This window comes from Kitasatospora sp. NPDC032150 (assembly GCF_055579945.1).
Genome location: NZ_JBVIMH010000009.1, coordinates 100,725 through 120,750, shown reverse-complemented (window position 1 = coordinate 120,750; position 20,026 = coordinate 100,725). Strand labels below are relative to the sequence as shown.

The window sequence follows — 20,026 nt, the reverse complement described above, 5'->3', positions numbered from 1 at the left end:
TCACCAGGTGAGGGGAGGTGTATTTTTACCTGATGAGGAAGCGAAGGGGGGGGGGGGGGGGGGGGGGGGGGCGTCCCCCCCCCCCCCCCCCCCCACCCCGGCGGGAGTCCTCAGCCCCTCAGGTGCTCCGGCGTGGCCGCCGGGCACACCTTGTGCACGAAGGCGCGCCGCAGCGCGTGGTACGGCTCCTCGGGGCCCCGGAAGTTGCGCCGCATCTCGGTCAGCTCCTCCTCCCGGTACGCCGCGAGCGGCTTCGCCGCCTCGTCCTCGGCCCGCCGCCGCTTCTTCTCCAGCAGCCGCGCCTCCAACCCCGGTGCCGCCGCCAGCGCTTCGGCCCGCCGCACCGTCCAGGAACGGAACTCCGCCGCGCTGCCGGACTTCGTCCGGTCCACCAGGCCGAGCAGCCGGGCCTGCCTGGCACCGACCGGCAGCGCCGCCGTGGTCAGCCGGGCCGCCCACTCGGGGCCGACCCGGCGCGGCAGGGTGTACGTCCAGTACTCGGAGCCGTGCAGGCCCATCAGCCGGTAGTGCGGGTTGAGCACCGCCGACTCCCGGCACCACACCTCGTCCGCCGCGATCGCCAGCATCAGACCGCCGGCCGCCGCGTTCCCGGCCAGGGCCGCGACCGTGACCTTGTCCTCGGTGGTGAGGATCGCCTCGACCAGGTCGTCCATGGCGTTGATGTTCTGCCAGGACTCCTCGACGGGGTCGGCCGCGGCCTCGATCACGTTCAGATGGATGCCGTTGGAGAAGAAGTCCCGGGGCGGGCCGAGCACCAGGACCGAGGTCGGACGCTCCACCGCCTCGCGGTACGCGGCCAGCAGCCGCCGGCACTGCCCGGTGCTCATCGCGCCGCTGGGGAAGGTGAATTCGAGGTAGCCGACCTTCCCCTCCTCCCGGTAACGGATCTCCGACCAGGTGTCCTTCCGCCAGGCCGCCGCCACCGGAGAGATCGGCGAGTGCGGTACGTCCGCCACCAGGTCGCCGAGCGCCTGGACGGCCGGCAGCTTGTAGGTCGCCGGCCCGTCGGGAGCGCGCCGCGGGCGCATTTGCGGGATCCAGACCGCGCCGTCAACGGTGGCGCGGCAGATCGCGCCGTCCCGGGTGGCGATCACCGAACCGGGCACGCCCCGGAGTTCGTCCTCGGCGTGCCCACCGTGCAGGAAGAACTCGCGTCCGTACAGCTCGTCCAGCACACCCGGCTGCGAGTCGGCGGAGCGCAGCTTGCGCAGCACCGTGGCGGTGTCGTCCGCCGCCCACTCGATCCGCCTGAACTCCTGCTTGTGGTACGGGCGGAGCCGGCCCTGGACGTCCCAGCGCCCGTAGTCCAGCGGCTCGGCCGCCGACCACCCGCTCTCGAAGCGGTCCACCGCCAACAGGACCGCCTCCAGGGCCGCATCGGCGACCTCGTTCCGGTACAACTCGCTCTTGCCGCACGGCGGTACGGGGTACGGGACCGAGGCCCAGATCGGACCCGCGTCCATCTCGGCGACCGCCTGCAGCACCGTGACGCCCCACTCGGAAGCGCCCTCGTGGATCGCCCAGTCCAGCGAGGACGGGCCGCGGTCCCCCTTGGGGCCGGGGTGCACGATCAGCACCGTGTACCGCGCCCAGATGTCCTCCGGTATCGCCCGGGTGAGCATCGGGGCCAGGATCAGATCGGGTCGGAACCGGGCCACGCCGGCCCTTACCGGCTGGTCCCCGAGGGCGAGTTCGACGCCGACGTGGTGGCCCCGCTCCCGCAGTTCGGCGTGGACGCGTTGGGTGAGGCTGTTGAACGCGCTGGCGATCAGCAGGATGCGCAAGGTGCCCTCCGACAGTGTTGTCAGCAGTGCTGTGTAATCCCCCGACTCTGTCCGCCCCTCGGGCCGCACGGACCCCGACGACGGTACGCACCTTGCGACTTCGCGTCACCGGGGCGTGCAGCACCAGACACCCGCCCGACCCCGGGCCGCGGGCCATCCAACCATGGTCATGCCACGCAAGCACCCATGATCGCCCCAACTCCCCAAGCCCTCACGGTGTTCGCACAAACCCGCGCCCACGCGTCCGCTCGCACTACAGAACGATCACCGCCCGATCGCCTCCGGGACGGCCAGGACGCCTTCGCACTGCCTGTCCGGCACCTCGGGCGCAACGGTGACGGCGGCCTGTTCGACACCTACGGCCGCCAAGGCTGGAGATCACCGTGTCGGCGCCGACGATCTGCCCTGCCACGAGTCGAGGGAGACACTGGGCCCGTTGTCGAGGTAGCCGAGCAGGGCCACCCTCGTGGTAGACACGAACTCCTGGGGGATGGTGTCGACGCTGACCCCAGCAACCTCTGAGTGCTTCTCGGGCTCCCCGTTCGTGAGTTCGCCTGACCAGGAGTGGGCTGCGAAGACGACGGTCAGGAAGCCGTTGGGCGCCTCGACCCCTCGGGCCCCGTGGATCACGTGGACCAGGCGCAGGTTTCCAGGGGTTCGCTGTGGCTGCCGTCGTGAACAGCGAGAAGCAGGTCCTCATGATGGTGCCGCAGCTTGATCACGTGATGTTCCCAGCGGTGACCATCGGGCTGCTCGATATCAGCCAGCCACAGGTTCACCCATGGGTTCTCGTAGATCGGACGTTCCCCGTGGATCTTCGACTGCATTGCTGCGGCCCCACCCGATGGACCCTCGGCATCTCAGAGGCCGACCGCCCGAGCGGCCGCATCGGGCAAATTCGCGTCAGACTGACGAATACTGGCGCCTTTGGCCAGACGTGCGGACAGCCCCACACCCGGGGAGGTGTGAGGCCGTCGAGAACCCCGCAGCGAGGGTCAGAGCAGACCGAACGCCGGCATCAGGTAGTAGAAGGCGAAGACGCCGGCCACCGCGTACATCGCAACCGGCACCTCACGTCCCCGGCCGGCGGCAACGCGGAGGACGCAGAAGGTGATGAACCCCATACCCAGGCCGTTGGTGATCGAGTACGTGAACGGCATCATCACCATGGTCAGGAAGGCCGGGACGGCGATGGTGTAGTCGCTCCAGTCGATCTCCCGGACGGAGTTCGCCAGGATCAGGAAGCCGACCGTGACCAGTGCGGGGGTGGCCGCCTGGGCGGGGACCATGGTGGCCAGCGGGGTCAGGAACAGGGCGCCCAGGAAGAGCCCGCCGGTGACGATCGAGGCGAAGCCGGTACGGGCTCCCTCGCCGACGCCAGCGGTGGACTCCACGAAGCAGGTGTTGGCGGAGGAGGAGGTGGCGCCGCCGAGGGCGGTGGCCACACCGTCGATCATCAGCACCTTGTTGATGCCGGGCAGGTCGCCCTTCTCGTCCAGCAGGTGCGCCTCGTCCGCGACGCCCAGGATGGTGCCCATCGCGTCGAAGAAGCAGGACATCAGCACGGTGAAGACGAAGAGCACACCGGTCAGCACGCCGACCCGGTGGAAGCCGCCGAACAGGCTGACCTTGCCGACCAGGCCGAAGTCGGGCGCGGCGACCGGGTTGCCGGGCCAAGCGGGGACGGTGAGGCCCCAGCGCAGGGCGGGGACGGTCGCCAGCTCGTCGACGATCACCGCGACCAGCGTCGTGGTGGCGATGGAGATCAGGATGGCGCCGGGCACCTTGCGGATCACCAGGACCAGGGTGAGCAGCAGACCCAGGATGAAGATCAGTACCGGCCAGCCGTTGAGGTGGCCGTTGCCGCCGAGCTGGAGCGGGACGGTGGTGTGGGCGGCGTCCGGGATCCGGCTGACGAAGCCGGAGTCGACCAGGCCGACCAGGGCGATGAACAGGCCGATACCGATCGCGATGGCCTTCCGCAGGCCGATCGGCACCGCGCTCATCACCCGCTCGCGCAGGCCGGTGGCGACCAGCAGCATGATCGCGAAGCCGGCCAGCACCACCATGCCCATGGCGTCGGCCCAGGTCATCTTGGGCGCGAGCTGGAGGGAGACGATGGTGTTGACGCCCAGCCCGGCGGCCAGACCGATCGGCACATTGCCGATGACACCCATCAGCAGGGTGGTGACACCGGCGGTGAGGGCGGTCGCCGTGACCAGTTGGCCGCTGTTCAGGTGGGCGCCGGTGATGTCCGTGCCGCTGGCGAGGATGATCGGGTTCAGCACCAGGATGTAGGCCATGGTGAAGAAGGTGGCGATACCGCCGCGCACCTCACGCGGGAGGCTGGAGCCCCGTTCGGAGATCCGGAAGAAGCGGTCCAGGGGGCCCTTGGGGGAGAGGGCGTCCTGGGGAGGCTCGGGCGACGTGGCGGTCGGCTGGGCCAGCGGAGACATACGGGAGGTCCTCGTCGGATGGGGGCGGAGGAGGAGGGGATACCCGGAGCGACGGTGGCCGGGTCCCGGGAGCACCAAGCGGTCAAGGCAACACGCCGGAGCCAACCGGAACCTCAAGTATGTGCGCCTCGGTCGTGCACCCGCCATCTTCGCGCGTAGAAGGCATCCCTTACGATCACTTGCGGTATGACGGCCGGTCACCCCGGAGCCAACCGCAGGCGGATCGACCATGCGAGAGCCCGGCCGGCCACGCGAAGACCGACCGCGCGGGCACCGGGCCGGCCGAGAGGGGCCGGCCGGTCGAGGGGCCGGCCGGTCGAGGGGCCGGCCGGGACAGGAGCGAGCCGGCCGGGCCCCGGAGATCCTGGAGGCCATCCGAACCGCCGGCCCGCCGCCCCCGTACTCTTGAGGCCATGCCCAAGACCCCGCTGCGCCCCTCTCCACCGCCGCTCGAAGCGAACGACGTCGCGATCGTCGGCGGCGGCACGGTGCTGTGGTTCGTCGCCTTCGTGGCGCTGCTGCCGTTCCACAGCACGCTGGAGCGGAACGGGCACGGCAACTGGCAGTGGATCTGCCTGGCCGGCGGCTGCCTCGGCCTGATCGGCCTCTGGTACTGCCGCGCCCGCCGGGACGCCATCAGGCGCAGCAGGGCGGCCGCCGAGGCCGCCGAACCCCCCACCACTCGGTTGGACTGAATCGCCTCGCAGCGGGCGCACCGGAGAAAACGCCCACCTACAGTCGGTCCCATGACGCACCCGGCTGAAGAGGCGGCGGACGGCGGACGTGGTCCGGCGAACCCGGGCGCCAGTTCCCCGGGGGCCGGCCCCGGCCGCCGGAGCGGGCTGACCGCGGCGGAGGTCGCCGACCGGGTCGCGCGCGGCCAGGTCAACGACGTACCGGTCCGCTCCAGCCGCTCGGTCGGCGAGATCGTCCGGGCCAATGTGTTCACCCGGTTCAACGCGATCATCGGCGTCATGTTCGGGATCATCCTGGTGGTCGGCCCGATCCAGGACGGGCTGTTCGGCCTGGTGATCGTCGCCAACACCGGCATCGGCATCATCCAGGAGCTGCGCGCCAAGAAGACCCTGGACGGCCTTGCGCTGATCGGCGGGGCCAGACCGCAGGTCCGCCGGGACGGCTCGGTCCAGCAGATCGCGGTGGCCTCGATCGTGCTGGACGACACCGTGCTGCTCGGCACCGGCGACAAGGTGGTCGTGGACGGCCTGGTCACCGAGGCGGACGGGTTGGAGATCGACGAGTCCCTGCTCACCGGCGAGCCCGATCCCGTGCTCAAGCACCCGGGCGCGGTGGTGATGTCCGGCAGCTTCGTGGTCGCCGGCGCGGGCGCCTTCACGGCCACCAAGGTCGGCCGCCAGGCGTACGCGGCCCAGCTGGCCGAGGAGGCTACCCGGTTCACCCTGGTCCGCTCGGAACTGCGCAGCGGCATCGACAGCATCCTGCGGTTCATCACCTACCTGCTGATCCCGGCGGCCATCGGCCTGGTCGTCAGCCAGCTGGCGGTGGAGGGGCACGACTGGCGGGAGGCCGTCCGCCGGATGGTGGCCGGCATCGTGCCGATGGTGCCCGAGGGCCTGGTGCTGCTGACCTCGGTGGCCTTCGCGATCGGCGTGGTACGGCTGGGGCGGAAGAAGTGCCTGGTGCAGGAGCTGCCGGCGATCGAGGGGCTGGCACGGGTGGACACCGTCTGTCTGGACAAGACCGGCACCCTCACCGAGGGCGGGATGGACGTGGTCGAGCTGCGCCCGCTCGCCCCGGCCGCGCCGCCGGCCCGACCGCATCCCGCCGAACCGGCCGTACTGCGGCGGGCACTCGGTGCGATGGGCCGGGCGGACGCCCGCCCCAACCCGTCCATGCAGGCCGTGATCGACGCCTACGGCGGCCCGGACGGCGAGGACGGCTGGCGGGTGCTGGAGGCCGTGCCGTTCTCCTCCGTCCGCAAGTGGAGCGGGGTGCAGTTCCTGGAGCCGCAGGGCGGCGAGGCCAGCTGGCTGCTCGGTGCGCCCGACGTCCTGCTGCCCGGGGACCATCCGGCCCTGGGCGAGGTGGAAGAGCTGGGCGCCAGGGGCCTGCGGGTGCTGCTGCTCGGCCGCTCACCGCTCCCGCTGGACGCGCCGGACCCGGCCGGCCAACTGGACCCGCTCGCCCTGGTGGTGCTGCAGCAGCGGCTGCGCGAGGACGCGTCCGCCACCCTGCGGTACTTCGAGGGCCAGCGGGTCGATGCGAAGGTGATCTCCGGCGACAGCGCGGTCTCGGTCGGTGCGGTCGCCTCCCACCTGGGCCTGCCGGGCGCCGAGCACCCGGTGGACGCCCGTACCCTGCCGAGCGGGACCGCCGAGCTGGCCGAGGTCGCCGACCGGACCACCGTCTTCGGCCGGGTGACCCCGCAGCAGAAGCGCGAGCTGGTCGGAGCGCTCCAGTCCCGCGGCCGCACGGTGGCGATGACCGGCGACGGCGTCAACGACGTGCTCGCCCTCAAGGACGCCGACATCGGCGTGGCGATGGGATCGGGCAGCGAGGCGACCCGCGCGGTGGCCCAGATCGTGCTGCTCGACGACCGCTTCGCCACCCTGCCCGCGGTGGTCGCCGAGGGCAGGCGGGTGATCGGCAACATCGAACGGGTGGCCGGCCTCTTCCTGGTGAAGACGGTCTACTCGGTGCTGCTGGCCGTCCTGGTGGTGATCTGCCACGTGCCGTACCCGTTCCTGCCCCGGCACTCGACCGTGCTGAGCTCGCTGACCATCGGCGTCCCGGCCTTCTTCCTCGCGCTCGCCCCCAACACCGAGCGGGCCAGGACCGGGTTCGTCCGGCGGGTGCTGCGGCTCGCCGTGCCGGGTGGCGTGATCGCCGGTACGGCCACCTTCACGGCGTACATGCTCGCCCGGGCCGACCACGCGACCGACCTGGAGGCCGACACCAGTGTGGCCACCCTGACCCTCTTCCTGGTGGCGATGTGGGTGCTCGCGCTGGTGGCCCGGCCGTACGACCCGTGGCGCCTGGCCCTGATCGGTGCCATGGGCGCGGCCTTCGCCCTGGTCCTGTGGGTCCCGTCGCTGTCGCGCTTCTTCGAGCTCTCGCTGGTCGGCCTGCGCGATCCCCTCACCGGGGTGGGCATCGCCGTGCTCGCCGGGGTCCTGCTGGAGATCGTCTGGCGCTTCGTCGTCCGCCGGACCGAGGAGAGTCGGACCGAGGAGAGTCGGACCGAGGAGAGTCGGTCCGAAGAGAGCTGACCTGAGGGCCCCTGGTTACGGGGGCACCCGGCATGGTCGCCCTCCAGCGGGGAAGGGTCCCGTCGGGAGGGGGCGCAATGGCTGATCGGGACGGGGAGTTGGAGGCGTTCATCGCCTTCTGCGGCGGGCTGGCGGTCAGTCTGCTGGTGCTACTGGCCCTGTGGCTGGTGGCCGGCGGATCGTCGACCACCGAACCGGGGTGGTGGCTGCCGACGGCCGGTGCCGCCGGGCTCGGGGTCACGGTACTGACGTACCGCAGGCTCCGGGCCCGGCGCACGGCTCGGACCGACCGGTCTCAGGACTCGAAGTCCCGGGCGGCCAGCAGCTCGTAGGCCCGGTCGGGCTCGGTGAGCGCGGTCAGGATCTCGAACCTCCGGTGCCACTGGCCGACCGACCAGGCGAGCCCGGCGGCGAGGCCCTCGGGGGTGGCCGCGTGCAGCAGTCCGGGCACCGGTGGCACCTCGAACTCGTCCTCCTCGTCGGCCGCTTCGACGTCCTCGGGCTCGTACGGAAGCTCGGGCGCGGTGGCGGCGGTGTCCCAGCGCCAGCCGATCGCGGCCTCCTCGCCGTCCGGGCCGACCACCAGCAACTCCTCGTGCTCCTCGTACACGGCGGGGCAGCCGGGCAGCAGTTCCCGCACCACGGCGGGGGTCCGGTGCAGGGTGCCCTCGGAGAGCACCCGGCCGCCCGCGACCTCACTGGCCAGCGAGACGTGCAGGCGTTCGGCGAGTTCGGCGGCCCGCTCGGGCGCGACGGGCAGCACCGGGTGGTCGTGCAGCAGCTCGACCAGGTCGGGGGCGTCGGCGACGACCGCCTCGGCGGCGTCCACGACCACCGTGCTGTCGGGCCGGCGGCCGGTGCCCGCGTCCAGCGGAGGAACGGCCCGCACCTCGTCCAGCGACTCGATCCGGTCGACCGGAAGCGCCGCCAACGCGCTGTAGATGCCGTGCAGTTGGCGGTGCGAGACCCCCGCCGCCGGATCGACCAGGCGGTCCAGCAGCTCGTCCGGGCCGTGCGGCTCGGCGAGCAGCGCGGCCAGCGTGGTGCGGACGCCCAGCGCGTGCAGGAAGGGCTCGTCCAGGTCGGTGCGGGCCTCCTCGTAGAGGCCGCGCAGCAGCGGGTCGGCCCCGGCCGCGCGCAGCCCGGCGGGCTCCCGGCCGCCGAGCACCGGGTGGTCGCGCAGCCACCAGGCGGTGTACGGCGGCAGGTCGGTGTACGAGCCGTCCGGCAGCAGGGTGCGCACCGGGTTGACCACCGCGTCGCGGTACGGCGGTCGGGCCAGCAGGGCCAGCGCCTCGGGCCAGGCGTCGTCGTCGATCAGGTCCAGGTCGCGCACCGCCAGCAGCTCGGCGGCGACCGGCGGTACGCCCAACTCTCCCCGAGCCTCCGGCCGGGTGGGGGTCCCCCCGGCCGCCAGGCTGGGGGATGTGCCCCCTCGGTCGTCGGGGTACAAGGCCTCCAGGGCATCCTCGCACCACTCGGCGAGGCCGTCGGGCGCCTCGTCCAGCAGGCCGGTGGGACGCCCGCCGGCGGCGCGGTCGGCGGGTGCGGTGGGATCGAGCCGCTCCAGGTCGTCCGGGTCGAGCACCACGTCCTCGGCGCGGACCAGCACGAAGGTGTTCAACGCCCCTGCCGCGGCCAGGACTTCGGGACCCCAGCGCTCCAGCAGGTCCTCGTCCACGTACCCGGCGTCGTCCTCGCGGGCGAGCGCGGCGAGCGGGCTGTCAGGCAGGATCAGCTCGCCGGCGCGGGTGAGTTCGCCCTCGTCGTCCACCAGCGCGAGCCGGGCCAGCCAGGGGTGCTCGCCCGCAGTGGCCCCGGCGGCCTTGACCAGCGCCAGCACGGCGTCGGCGAGGTCGACGGCAGCGTCGAAGTCGTCCTCGCCGAGCTCCAGCGAACGCGCCACGGCCGCCCGCACCTCGGGGGTGCCCAGGACCCCGGCCGGAGTCGCGGTGCCCGCGCCGAGCTTGGCCAGCAGCGGGTGGGCGGCGTCGGGGTGGGCCAGGCGCAGGTCGAGCAGCCCCAGTGCCTCGGCGAGGGTCTCCGGGTAACCCTCGTACCCGGCCCAGTCGGCGGCGTCGGAGGGCAGCAGGACCCGCCGCGGACCGGTGACGGTACGGCCGTCGGCGAGCGGGACCGGCAGCGCGCCGAGCGCCTCCGGGTCGGCCCCGGCCAGCGCCGCGTACAGGTTGCGCCACCAGGCGGGCTCCCGCTCCAGTCCGCCGAGTTGGTCGACCACCTCGGCCAGCGGTACCCGGCGCACGCCCAGCACCCGCAGCTCGGTGCGGCGTTCGAGCCCGGCCGGGAGCAGCCCGGGGAAGATCGGGGCGAGCGCCTCGACCACCGAGTGGTCAGCGCCCTCCAGCAGCGTCGCGTCCCGCGGCCGGAGCGCGGGCGTGCCCTCCTCCACCGGCGCCGGGTGCGGCAGGAACGGCGTCCCGGGCAGGCGCTCGATGACCGCCGTGCGCACCGCGTTGTCCAGCGCACCCTGCCCGAGCGGGCCCGGCACCAGTGAGAGCGAACCGAGGTCGGCGCCCCGGGCCCGCAGCAGCTCGACGTACGCGTCGGCGGCGCGCTCGGTCAGGAAGTCGGTGAGCGGACCGGGCGCGACATGCCGCCGGGTGGGGTCGAGCGGGTAGCCGGCGATCAGCAGGGCCGGTACGCCCAGGGGTTCGTCGCTCGGGGTGGGCGCGTGCACCACGGGCAGGGTGCGCAGCGCCTGCGGCGCGCCGTCCCCGGCGACGGGTACCGCCCAGGTCACCGTCCAGTACGGGCGGGCGCGTTCCTCGGTGGGCCGGTCGGCCAGCAGCTCGGGCGCGGTGGTCCCGGCGAGGGTGACGGTCTGCCAGACGGTCTCGGCACCGTTGTCGGTGATGGTGACGGTGGTGATGCCGTCCGGCCGCTGCGGCGCGGCGGTCCGGGTGAGCGTACGGATCCCGTCCGGGGTCTCCACCACCACCTCGGCCAGGCCGGGCAGGGTGAGCAGCAGGGCGTCGTCGACCTCGGCGAGCAGACGGCGGGTCAGGTCCTCGGCGGCGGTGTCCCGCAGCGGCAGCACCACCACCGTGTCGTACCCGTCGGGCGCGGCGCCCTCGGCCGGGAACGGCAGCCGCAGCAGCGGCACGTGGCCCTCGCGGCGGCGCAGCTCCTCGGCCAGCTCCTCCCGCGCCTCGGTGAGCGCGTACGCCTCGGCCAGCGACCAGCGCACCCCGCCGTGGGCGCTCAGCACGGCGGGCTCGTCGGTGACCGCCAGCACGGCGGAGAAGCCGACACCGAACCGGCCCACCGTGGCACCGTCCTCGGCCCGCTTCGCCGAGGCGCGCAGGGTGGAGAGCGACTCCACCGCGGTGGCGTCCAGCGGCGCGCCCGTGTTGGCGGCGGCCAGCACACCGCCGCGCAGGGTCAGCCGCAGCCGCCCGGGAGCGGTGCCGGCCCGCGCGGCGGCGTCGGCGGCGTTCTGCGCCAACTCGACGATCAGCCGGTCGCGGTAGCCACCGAGGGCCAGTTCCTCCTCCGCGTTGGCGTCCTCCCGGAACCGGGCGGGGGCGGCCGTCCACGCCTCCAGGACCCGACCGCGCAACCCGGCCGTGTCGAAGACGTCGGGGGCCTGCTCGTCCGTACCGCTGCCGATGATCCGAGGCTCCACTGGCCCTGCCGCCTTCCGCCGTCTCCACCCTGCCTGCGTACGGTGGGCATTCTCCCTCGCCCGGGCCGCTGCCACCGACCAGGGGGGAGGCAGGGCCGTTCGGGCACGGGGGAACAGCCCCGGGAGCGGGGGCCGGCGGGCACGTCAGGGCACGGGGAGCCGCGCGGACCGGAGACTCCCGGTACCGCGCCGGAGCTCACCGGGCCGGCTCAGACCGACCGGCGATAAGGGCCCGCGGCGTCGCGTGCCGGTCGGTCTCAGCCGTGCGGAGGCAGACGGCCCGGTCCGCTCACCCGGCCCGGCCCGGAGGCTCAGGAGTGGCCCAGCTCCTCGGCCGGGGCGTCGGGCTCCACCGAGCCGCTGGAGCGGTCGGGGTGCAGGTGGAGCGGCTCCACCTTCAGCTCGTCCAGGATCAGCTCCGAGGGCACCGGCGGAGCCGGCAGCACCGCGGCCTCCGAGTGGCCCCCGCAGCCGTAGGCGAGCGAGACCACCTGGCCGTCCGCCGGGCCGAACTCATTGCCGCAGATCCCGAACGCCTGCCCGAGCGACCCGCCGATCGGCACCAGGAAGCCGCAGCTGGTGCAGTGCGCCGGAGCGGACTGCGCCATCGGCGTCTGCGGACCGTACGCGGTCTCCCAGCGCTCGGCTGCCAGGTGCAGCCCGAACCGGGACAGCACTCGGGGCCGGCCCATGCCGAGCTCCTCCGCGACGGCGCCGATCTGGGCGCGGGCGGGCGCGGGCTGGACGCCGGCGTCGGCGACCACCACGTCCTCCTCGGCGGCCAGTGCGACGGCGGAGTTGGGGGCGGGCTCGTCCTCGCCTGTCCAGCCCGGTTCCAGGCGCAGGTCGTCGGCGCCGGTCGGCAGCAGGTCCCCGGGCCCGAGGTCGCCGGGGCGCAGCCGCTCGCTCCACGGCACCCACTGCGGGGCGAGCACCGCGTCCTGGCCGGGCAGCAGTACGACCTCGTCCAGGGTGACGTTCTTGGCTCGCGGCGCACGGGCCACGGTGACCGCCCAGTGCCAGCCGCGGTAGGCGGCGTCCAGGCACTCGAAGGTGTGGGTCACCACCCGGTCGGCGTCCGCCTGGGCACCGAGGTGGGCGCCCACGAGCTCGGCCCCGACGCTGTCGACGGCGGCCTGGCGGGCGAGTTCGACGGCCTCGGCACAGAGCCGGTCAGGGGTACGGCTTCGCATCGCAGCACTCACGGCGTCGATTCTCTCCCAGTTCTGTTGCCTACGGTCCATGGCCGGCGGTCCAGTGCCGTCGGTCCCTTGCCAGCGTTCCGTCGCCCGCTCCGCGCGGTCGCCCGCTGCGGCCGTCCGTCGCGGTCGGACCCGAAGGGCTCTCCGGGAAGTGCTCCCGAAAGAAGGCTCCGAGAACCTCCACCGGACCGTGCCACGGGTTCCGGCCCCGCTGGGTACCGTGCTCCCATTCTGCGCGACTCGGAACCCTCATGGGGACCGGCCGCGCCGCCCACCGGGTTGCGCACACGCGAAGTGCAGGCTACCCGCCGGTCGACCCCCTTCGACAGTCCGGTGCCGAGGTCCTGACGGAGCCGCGCCGATCGGCACCGGTTCCCTCGTGCCGTGAGGGTTCGTCGGGCAGGATGACGTACGTGGCGGACGAGACCCCGTCGCAGCACGCACCGCACGGCCAGCGGGCAGGACTCCCCCCGGAGCCGGCCGACGTGCCGCGACCGCAGCAGCTGGTCCCCCCGGACGGCGCCGCGCCGCAGTCGGAGGGCGGCTCCGCCCCGCCCGCAACGGCTCCCGGGCCCGAGCCCTCCGGCGCCGGGGACGGCCTCTTCGCGGCCCCCGGCGGACGCCGCAACCTACTGCTCCGCGGCGCCTCCGCCGCCGGGTTGCGCACCGGCAGGCTGGTGCACGGCACCGGCCGGCGGATCCGCCGCGCGACCGCCGCCGAGGGCGCGGGCGAGTCGGGGCTGGCGAAGCTGATCGAGCTGCACGCGCTGAACTCCTTCGGCGACATGCTGATCACCGTCGCGCTGGCCTCGACCATCTTCTTCTCGGTCCCGACCGGCGAGGCCCGCGGCCGGGTGGCGCTCTACCTGCTGGTCACCATGGCGCCCTTCGCCGTGCTGGCCCCGGTGATCGGCCCGCTGCTGGACCGGATGCCGCACGGACGCCGCTCCGCGATGGCGATGTCGATGCTGGTCCGCGCGGTACTGGCGTGGAGCATGGCCGGCACGGTCACCGACGGCGGCCTCGCGCTCTATCCGGAGGCCCTCGGCGTGCTGGTTGCCTCGAAGGCGTACGGGGTGGTCCGCAGCGTGGTGGTGCCCCGGCTGCTGCCGACCCGGCTGTCCCTGGTGAAGGCGAACTCCCGGGTCACCCTGGCCGGGCTGCTGGCCACCGGGATCGCGGCCGGCCTCGGCGGACTGCTGCACCTGCTCGGGCCCGGCTGGCCGCTGCGCGGAGCCCTCCTGGTCTTCGTCATCGGCACCCTGATGGCCTTCCACCTGCCGCACGAGGTGGACTCCGCCAAGGGCGAGCAGCGCGCCGTGCTGCACGCCGACGACCAGTACCCGGCCCCGCCCGACGGGATCACCGTGCTGCCGGAGAAGGCGACCCTGCGCACCGTCGGGCCGTCGGTGGTCCTCGCCCTGCGCGTGGTGGCGACGCTGCGCGCCCTGGTCGGCTTCCTGGTGATGTTCCTGGCCTTCCTGCTGCGCGAGGACCCGGTGGGCGACCTGCCGCCGACGGTCAGCCTCGGCATCGTCGCGGCCGCGGCCGGCACGGGCAACGCGCTCGGCTCGGTGCTCGGTTCCTGGCTGCGCACCAGGGGCTCGGAGGTCACCGCGACGGTGATGCTGCTGCTGGCCACCCTGGCCGCGGGGGCGGCGGCGCTCTGGTACGGGCTCGCCACGGTCGCCGTGGTGGCGGGCGCGGCCGGAGTGGCCGCCTCGCTCGGCAAGCTGGCCCTGGACGCCCTGATCCAGCGGGACGTCCCCGAGGCGGTCAGGACCTCGGCCTTCGCCCGCTCGGAGACGCTGCTCCAGCTGTCCTGGGTGACGGGCGGCGCGGTCGGCATCCTGCTGCCGCTGGACGGCGCGCTCGGCCTCTCGGTGGCCGCGGTGCTGGTCGGCCTGGCGCTGCTGTGGACCGTACGGGCCCTGCTCAGGGTCGGCCTCCGCGGCCCGGCGGCCCGGCCCCGGGTCGCCTGAGCCCCCGGGCCGCACGCCCCCGGAAGAGGCGCCAGCCGACACCCCGGCGGGTTCCCGCGCCCCGAGCCGGTCCGGATGACACGGGCGGGGGAGACTTGCCCACCCGCGCGCACCTTGATCGGCACTGCCCGGTAGATTCGTGCCCATGAGCCTCAGCACCCGTGTCATCGCCGCCGTCGGCGCCGTTGTCGTGATCGGCGCCGGCACGGTCGCCGGTTCCGTCGCGTACGCCAGCGGCAAGGGCCAGCCCGAGCACCCGCTGGCCACCCTGGTGGTCGGCCGGTCCTCCATCCACGCCGGACCGACCTGCTACAACGACGGCAAGCCGCTCAACAAGGACGCCATCACCAAGTGCCAGACCGACGCCAAGAAGGCCGGTGACGAGGGCAACCTGCCCACCTCGGACGTGACCAGCACCGACCGGATCGGCGTCGGTGTGGACCCGAGCGTCGCCGACACCGGCTGGTGGGCCGCGACCGACGGCGGCCAGGGCCAGGCCCAGATCGCCTCGCTGCGCACCGGCTCGACCTTCTCCGGTCTGCAGCCCGCCTCCGCGCTGCTCTCCACCAGCTCGGAGAACACCCGGGTCACCGTGGTCGAGAACGACGCGAAGACCGGCGACATCATCGCCGCCTGGTTCTTCGACCTCAAGAACAAGGACTTCGTCCCGACCGCGCAGTGACGCGGCGAATGACGCGCCCGTACGACGACGAGCACCCGGAGGCGCAGGCCGCCCGGCTGCTCGTCGTCACCGCCGTACCCGCCGAGGCCGAGGCCGTGCTGCGCGGGCTCGGCAGCGACGCCACCCGGCTCGTCGTCCCCGGCGGTGAGCTGCACCGCGCCCGGCACGCCTGCGGCGTTGCGGTGGACGTACTGGCCGGTGGTGTCGGCCCGGCCGCGGTGGCCGCCGCGACGGCGAGCCTGCCCTGGCTGCACCGCTACGAACTGGTGGTCTCGGCCGGCATCGCGGGCGGCTTCGTCCCGCACGCGCCGATCGGGTCCGTGGTGGTCGCCGACGAGATCCTGGCCGCCGACCTGGGCGCGCAGACCCCCGACGGCTTCCTGGACGTCGCCGAGCTGGGCTTCGGCAGCGTCCGCCACGCGCCGGCCCCCGCCGCCGTCCGCCGCGCCGCCGAAGCGCTGGGCGCCGCGCACGGCACCGTACTGACCGTCTCCACGGTCACCGGCAGCGCCGAGCGGGCTGCCGAGCTGGCCGCCCGCCATCCGCGGGCGCTGGCCGAGGCGATGGAGGGCTTCGGGGTCGCCGAGGCCGCCGCCCGGCACGGGGTGCCGGTGTTCGAACTGCGGACGGTCTCCAACGCCGTCGGCCCGCGCGACCGATCCGCCTGGCGGATCGGCGAGGCGCTCGCCGCGCTGGAGCGGGCCTTCGCCCACCTGCCGTACCCGGAACTGCTCCAGGAGGTCGGACATGGCTGAGCCGCTGCGGATCGCCTACTCCCCCTGCCCGAACGACACCTTCGTCTTCCACGCCTGGGCCCACGGCCTGGTCCCCGGAGCGGCTGCCCCCGAGGTGACCTTCGCGGACATCGACATCACCAACGGCCTCGCCGAGCGCGGCGAACTGGACGTACTGAAGATCAGCTACGGCCAGCTGCCCTGGGTGCTGGACGAGTACGCGCTGCTGCCCTGCGGCGGCGCGCTGGGCCGGGGCTGCGGCCCGCTGGTGCTCACCCGCGAACCGGGCGCGGAGCTGACGGGACGCCGGGTCGCGGTGCCGAGCGAGCGCTCCACGGCCTACCTGCTGTTCCGGCTCTGGGCCGCCAAGGCGGTGCCGGGCGGCTTCGGGGAGATCGTGGTGCTGCCGTTCCACGAGATCATGCCCGCCGTCCGGGACGGGCGGGTGGACGCCGGCCTGGTGATCCACGAGGCCCGGTTCACCTACCAGCAGTACGGCCTGCACAAGCTGGCCGACATGGGCGAGGCCTGGGAGCAGGACACCGGTCTGCCGATCCCGCTGGGCGCGATCGTCGCCCGGCGCTCGCTCGGCGCCGAGCGGCTGCGCGAGCTGGCCGGGACGATCCGTGCGTCGGTCGAACTGGCCTGGCAGGACCCGTCGGCGTCCCGCCCGTACGTGCTGGCGCACGCCCAGGAGATGGACCCGGACGTCGCCGACCAGCACATCGCGCTCTACGTCAACGAGTTCACCGCCGACCTCGGCGAGGCCGGCCACGCGGCCGTGCGCGGCCTGCTCACCCGGGCCGCTGCCGAGGGACTGGTGCCGGAGGTCGACCCCGAGGCACTGGCCTTCTAAGCCCGGCAGGGCCGCGCCCCCGAAGGGCGCGGGGAGTCCGCCGGTCCGGCGGTCTCCCCGCGCCCCGAAGCGGTCAGCCCGCTCAGACGTCGAACTGGTCGGCGACCGCCCGCAGCATCACCGCGAGCTTCTGCCCCGCGGGCTTCGCGGGGTACCGGCCGCGCTGCAGTCCGGGCAGCACCGCGTCCAGCGTGGTGATCAGATCCTGCACGATCGGCGCCATGTCGTCCGCGCTGCGGCGCTGGGCGGCGGCCACCGAGGGCAGCGCCTCCAGCAGGGTGACGGCCATCGCCTGGTCGCCCCGGTGGCCGGCGACGACACCGAACTCGACCCGCTGACCGGGCCGGAGCGAGGTGACCCCGGAGGGCAGCGCCTTGGTGTGGACGAAGACCTCCCCGCCGTCGTCGCGCGACAGGAAGCCGTAACCCTTCGTCTCGTTGAACCACTTGACCTGGCCGGTGGGCATCTCGAAAAGTCCTCGGTGTGGGTGCGGGGCGATCTCGGCGCGAGGGCCGCTGATCGCCGGATGGACGGCGAGCCGACCGCATGGACAGAGGGGTCGGGCTCGTTCTGCAGACTAGTGATCCGTTAGCGGTTCAACCGCTCACCGCGGGCCAGGCAGTCGCCTGGGGTCCCGCGAGGGGGATCCGGGCGCCGATGGTGCGTGCGCCGCTGAGGCATCGGCCGCCGCCCCGGGCTTGGCGCGGCCGGGGCGCGGCACAGCGCTGTCCATGGCTCACACCCCCGTCGGGAAAGCGGGGCGTCCGGACGGCCCCGTGCGTTGGCTGCATACCCTGGTCAACGGGAGTCCAAAACTCCCAGTTCCCGAGGAACTGCATGCAGTGACGGGGACGTCCGGACGCCGGAACCCACCGGAGTGTCGCGGGTGGGACCTCAGGCGGGGCTGCCGCCGGGGGCCGCGGCGGGGGTGCCGCCGGGGGCCGCGGACGGGGCGTTGAGGTGCTGCCCCAGCCAGCCGAGCGAGGCCGGGAGCATCTGGTTCCAGGTGTTGAAGTTGTGGCCGCCGGTGTCCAGGGTGATCGAGGCGACCTTGGTGTCGCTGCCCTTGGTGGCCTTGATGAACTTCTTGGTGTCCGCGTAGTACTTCCCGTCGCCCTGCTTGGGCCCGCCGACCAGCAGCGAGACCTTCGGCTTGGGCAGGTGGGCCAGGCGCCAGTCCAGGTTGGCCTCGTTGCGGCGGTCCTCGCTGCCCGCGAACAGGTCACCGGTGGTGGCGTCCTCGGCGGCCTTGTAGTAGCCGGAGAGCGAGACGGCGGCGGAGAAGACGTCCGGGTGCTTCATCGCCAGCTTGAGCGCGCAGTAGCCGCCGGTGGAGTTGCCGATCACCCCGAGGCTGCCGGGCCCCTCGGCGACCCGGTACGAGTCGCGGATGGCCTGCGGGACGTCCTTGGCGAAGTACGTCTCGGACTGCGTGCTGTCCGGGATGTCCTCGCACTCGGTGTCGCGCGGCATCGCCGGGGACGGGCGCATCATGATCAGGACGGTCGGGCTGGTCTTGCCCTCCTTGATCAGCTGCAGCTCGGTGGAGGGGTAGTTCAGCTTGGTGATCAGGTTCTTGGCGTCGCCGGGGAACCCGGTGATCGCGATCGCCGCCGGGAACTTCTTGTCCTTGAAGTCCGGCTGGAAGTACTGCGGCGGCAGGTAGACGTAGCCCTCGGTGGACAGCTTGGTGGTGGCGCCCGGTATGCGGATCTTCTCCAGCTTGCCGACCACGGCCGGGTCACGGCCGACGGTGTTGGCGCCGCGCACGTTCTCGGTGGAGATCTGCTGCACGCCCGGGTGGTCCTTGCCGAGCGCGCTCTGGATCGTCACCGGGCCCTGGTTGCCGGTACCCAGCAGGTCGGCCCAGCTGCTGTAGAAGGCGAAGTAGTTGTTGGCCGCAAGACCGAGCGTGCACATCACCGCGAACTGCGTGCCCACGATCGTGCCGAGCCGCCCCAGGACCGCCACCACGGAACGCTTGGCGAGCCTCGGCCACACCCAGACGGTGCCGGCGACCATCAGTACCGAGATCAGCGCGGACAGCGCCAGCACCTTGTGACTGGTCAGACCCATGCGTCGTTACGCCCCTGCTCCACCTTTGGCCAGGCTCCACCGTTGGCCATGCTTCCCGTTGCCTCATCGGCACCGGCCTTCGCTCGGGGAGACTCCCGTCGGAAGACCGGCATCCTCCTAGGGTGCCTGAGAGTTCCCTGGGAGACCTGAGCGCCAGGGGTGAGCCTACCCCCGTCGATCGGCGGGGGTGCGTCGGGTCTGCCAGACTGAACCGTCGATACCGCGTCGACGCCGTCGACCAGAACCGCACCAGCTGGAGGAGCGGGCATGAGCAGCACCAAGAGCCCCGGCGACGGACTGGTCCGGGCCGGCACGATCGTCTTCCTCGCGGGGTCGATCGCCACCATCGCGACCTTCGTCCCGCTCTTCTTCGGCCTGCCGCGGTTCCCGAGCATCGCGTACTGGGTCTGCATGCTGATGCCGGCCGGCTTCCTGCTCGCGCTCTGCGGGCTGCTGCGCTCGGCCCGCGCCCAGCGCCGCCGCGCGGCCGCCTGACTGCCCGGGCGGCGCGCCGGGGCGCGATGGCCCGCGCCCCGGGCGGCCGGCGGCCTCAGTGGTAGGACTCCAGCCAGACCGGGAACTCCGTCAGGTCTCCGAGCACCACGTCCGCCCCCGCCTCGCGCAGTTCCGCCGCGCCGTACGGCCCGGTGGCCACGCCGACCGCGACCGCGTCGGCGGCCCGCGCACCGCGGATGTCACCCAGGTGGTCGCCGACGTACACGGACGCGCCGTGTTCCCGCAGCGCGTCGCCCTTGCCCTCGGCCCAGGTGTCGCCGACCACGATGTCCGGGGCGAGACCGACGTGGTCCAGCTGGAGGCGGGCGTTCGGCTCGTACTTGCCGGTGATCACGGCCACCCGGCCGCCCCGGGCACGGACCGCGTCGATCGACTCGCGGGCTCCGGGCAGCACCACGGTGCCCGGCAGCGCGTGCTCGGGGTAGAGGGAGCGGTAGCGGGCCGCCATCTCGGCCACGTGCTCGACCGGGAACCAGTTCGCCAGCTCGCGCTCGAGCGGCGGGCCGAGCCGGGTGACCACCAGGTCGCTGTCGATCCAGGTGCCGGTGGCGGCGGAGAGGGCCTGGTAGGCCGCTTTGATGCCGGGTCGGGTGTCGAGCAGTGTCATGTCGAGGTCGAAGCCGACGGTGAGAGCCATGGAGTCCAGGGTATGCGGGCGATCCGGCCGCCCCGGATCCGCCGGGTGAACGGACCGCCCGCCGGACTCCGGACGGCGACGCCCGGGCGTCCCCCGGGCAGCCCGGCACCGATTACTACGACAATTCCGACATACTGGGTGGGCGGCCCCGTTCGCGATCGCCCGTCCACGGCCGCACGTCCGCGA

15 protein-coding genes and 2 pseudogenes are annotated in these 20,026 nt (G+C 73.4%); 8 read left to right on the top strand and 9 right to left on the bottom strand.

Annotated elements, in window-relative coordinates:
* Window positions 1–110: 110 nt before the first annotated feature.
* From ACZ5ON_RS13570 to ACZ5ON_RS13555, 4 genes and pseudogenes are all read right to left on the bottom strand, one after another.
* Window positions 111–1,805: a hydrogenase maturation protein gene (locus ACZ5ON_RS13570; RefSeq protein ID WP_465590400.1), complete on the bottom strand. Its 1,695-nt coding sequence runs from the start codon at window positions 1,803–1,805 to the stop codon at window positions 111–113.
* A gap of 378 nt (window positions 1,806–2,183) precedes the next feature.
* A pseudogene (locus ACZ5ON_RS13565) lies at window positions 2,184–2,459 on the bottom strand (NUDIX hydrolase); the annotation flags it as partial.
* Between the two features lie 50 nt (window positions 2,460–2,509).
* A pseudogene (locus tag ACZ5ON_RS13560) lies at window positions 2,510–2,632 on the bottom strand (NUDIX hydrolase); the annotation flags it as partial.
* A 168-nt stretch (window positions 2,633–2,800) separates the two neighbouring features.
* A complete protein-coding gene (locus ACZ5ON_RS13555; protein ID WP_465590397.1) occupies window positions 2,801–4,261 on the bottom strand; it encodes an NCS2 family permease in 1,461 nt (486 codons plus the stop codon).
* 413 nt (window positions 4,262–4,674) lie between these two features.
* On the opposite strand from ACZ5ON_RS13555, the gene ACZ5ON_RS13550 reads away from it, so the two are divergent.
* From ACZ5ON_RS13550 to ACZ5ON_RS13540, 3 genes are all read left to right on the top strand, one after another.
* A complete protein-coding gene (locus tag ACZ5ON_RS13550) occupies window positions 4,675–4,956 on the top strand; it encodes a DUF2530 domain-containing protein (RefSeq protein WP_465590394.1) in 282 nt (93 codons plus the stop codon).
* 51 nt (window positions 4,957–5,007) lie between these two features.
* Complete coding sequence (locus ACZ5ON_RS13545) at window positions 5,008–7,509, top strand: HAD-IC family P-type ATPase (protein ID WP_465590391.1); 2,502 nt, start codon at window positions 5,008–5,010, stop codon at window positions 7,507–7,509.
* Between the two features lie 77 nt (window positions 7,510–7,586).
* Window positions 7,587–7,841 carry a hypothetical protein gene (locus ACZ5ON_RS13540; RefSeq protein WP_465590385.1) on the top strand — a complete coding sequence of 85 codons (255 nt, stop codon included), beginning with the start codon at window positions 7,587–7,589 and terminating at the stop codon, window positions 7,839–7,841.
* Here the strand turns inward: ACZ5ON_RS13540 and ACZ5ON_RS13535 are convergent.
* Window positions 7,805–11,155: a sacsin N-terminal ATP-binding-like domain-containing protein gene (locus tag ACZ5ON_RS13535; RefSeq protein WP_465590382.1), complete on the bottom strand. Its 3,351-nt coding sequence runs from the start codon at window positions 11,153–11,155 to the stop codon at window positions 7,805–7,807. The genes ACZ5ON_RS13540 and ACZ5ON_RS13535 overlap by 37 nt on opposite strands.
* A gap of 311 nt (window positions 11,156–11,466) precedes the next feature.
* The gene (locus tag ACZ5ON_RS13530; protein ID WP_465590679.1) at window positions 11,467–12,348 is read right to left on the bottom strand and encodes a DUF3027 domain-containing protein; all 882 of its coding nucleotides are present in this window, start codon (window positions 12,346–12,348) and stop codon (window positions 11,467–11,469) included.
* Window positions 12,349–13,034: 686 nt separating this feature from the next.
* On the opposite strand from ACZ5ON_RS13530, the gene ACZ5ON_RS13525 reads away from it, so the two are divergent.
* The 4 genes from ACZ5ON_RS13525 to ACZ5ON_RS13510 all read left to right on the top strand — a co-directional run bounded on the left by ACZ5ON_RS13525 (window position 13,035) and on the right by ACZ5ON_RS13510 (window position 16,611).
* Window positions 13,035–14,339, top strand: a complete 1,305-nt coding sequence (locus tag ACZ5ON_RS13525) for an MFS transporter (RefSeq protein ID WP_465590676.1) — start codon at window positions 13,035–13,037, stop codon at window positions 14,337–14,339.
* A 145-nt stretch (window positions 14,340–14,484) separates the two neighbouring features.
* The gene (locus ACZ5ON_RS13520) at window positions 14,485–15,021 is read left to right on the top strand and encodes a hypothetical protein (protein ID WP_465590379.1); all 537 of its coding nucleotides are present in this window, start codon (window positions 14,485–14,487) and stop codon (window positions 15,019–15,021) included.
* 8 nt (window positions 15,022–15,029) lie between these two features.
* The gene (locus tag ACZ5ON_RS13515; RefSeq protein ID WP_465590376.1) at window positions 15,030–15,776 is read left to right on the top strand and encodes a futalosine hydrolase; all 747 of its coding nucleotides are present in this window, start codon (window positions 15,030–15,032) and stop codon (window positions 15,774–15,776) included.
* Window positions 15,769–16,611, top strand: coding sequence for a 1,4-dihydroxy-6-naphthoate synthase (locus ACZ5ON_RS13510; RefSeq protein WP_465590373.1), 843 nt, complete (start codon window positions 15,769–15,771; stop codon window positions 16,609–16,611). Before ACZ5ON_RS13515 ends, ACZ5ON_RS13510 begins: the two co-directional genes overlap by 8 nt.
* Window positions 16,612–16,693: 82 nt before the next feature.
* On the opposite strand, the gene ACZ5ON_RS13505 is transcribed toward ACZ5ON_RS13510, so the two are convergent.
* Both ACZ5ON_RS13505 and ACZ5ON_RS13500 read right to left on the bottom strand, forming a co-directional pair.
* Window positions 16,694–17,077, bottom strand: a complete 384-nt coding sequence (locus ACZ5ON_RS13505; protein WP_465590370.1) for a cold-shock protein — start codon at window positions 17,075–17,077, stop codon at window positions 16,694–16,696.
* Between the two features lie 428 nt (window positions 17,078–17,505).
* Complete coding sequence (locus tag ACZ5ON_RS13500; RefSeq protein WP_465590366.1) at window positions 17,506–18,687, bottom strand: alpha/beta hydrolase; 1,182 nt, start codon at window positions 18,685–18,687, stop codon at window positions 17,506–17,508.
* A gap of 267 nt (window positions 18,688–18,954) precedes the next feature.
* On the opposite strand from ACZ5ON_RS13500, the gene ACZ5ON_RS13495 reads away from it, so the two are divergent.
* Complete coding sequence (locus ACZ5ON_RS13495) at window positions 18,955–19,182, top strand: hypothetical protein (protein WP_344637812.1); 228 nt, start codon at window positions 18,955–18,957, stop codon at window positions 19,180–19,182.
* 55 nt (window positions 19,183–19,237) lie between these two features.
* On the opposite strand, the gene ACZ5ON_RS13490 is transcribed toward ACZ5ON_RS13495, so the two are convergent.
* Window positions 19,238–19,840: an HAD family hydrolase gene (locus ACZ5ON_RS13490; RefSeq protein ID WP_465590361.1), complete on the bottom strand. Its 603-nt coding sequence runs from the start codon at window positions 19,838–19,840 to the stop codon at window positions 19,238–19,240.
* Between the last annotated feature and the right edge of the window lie 186 nt (window positions 19,841–20,026).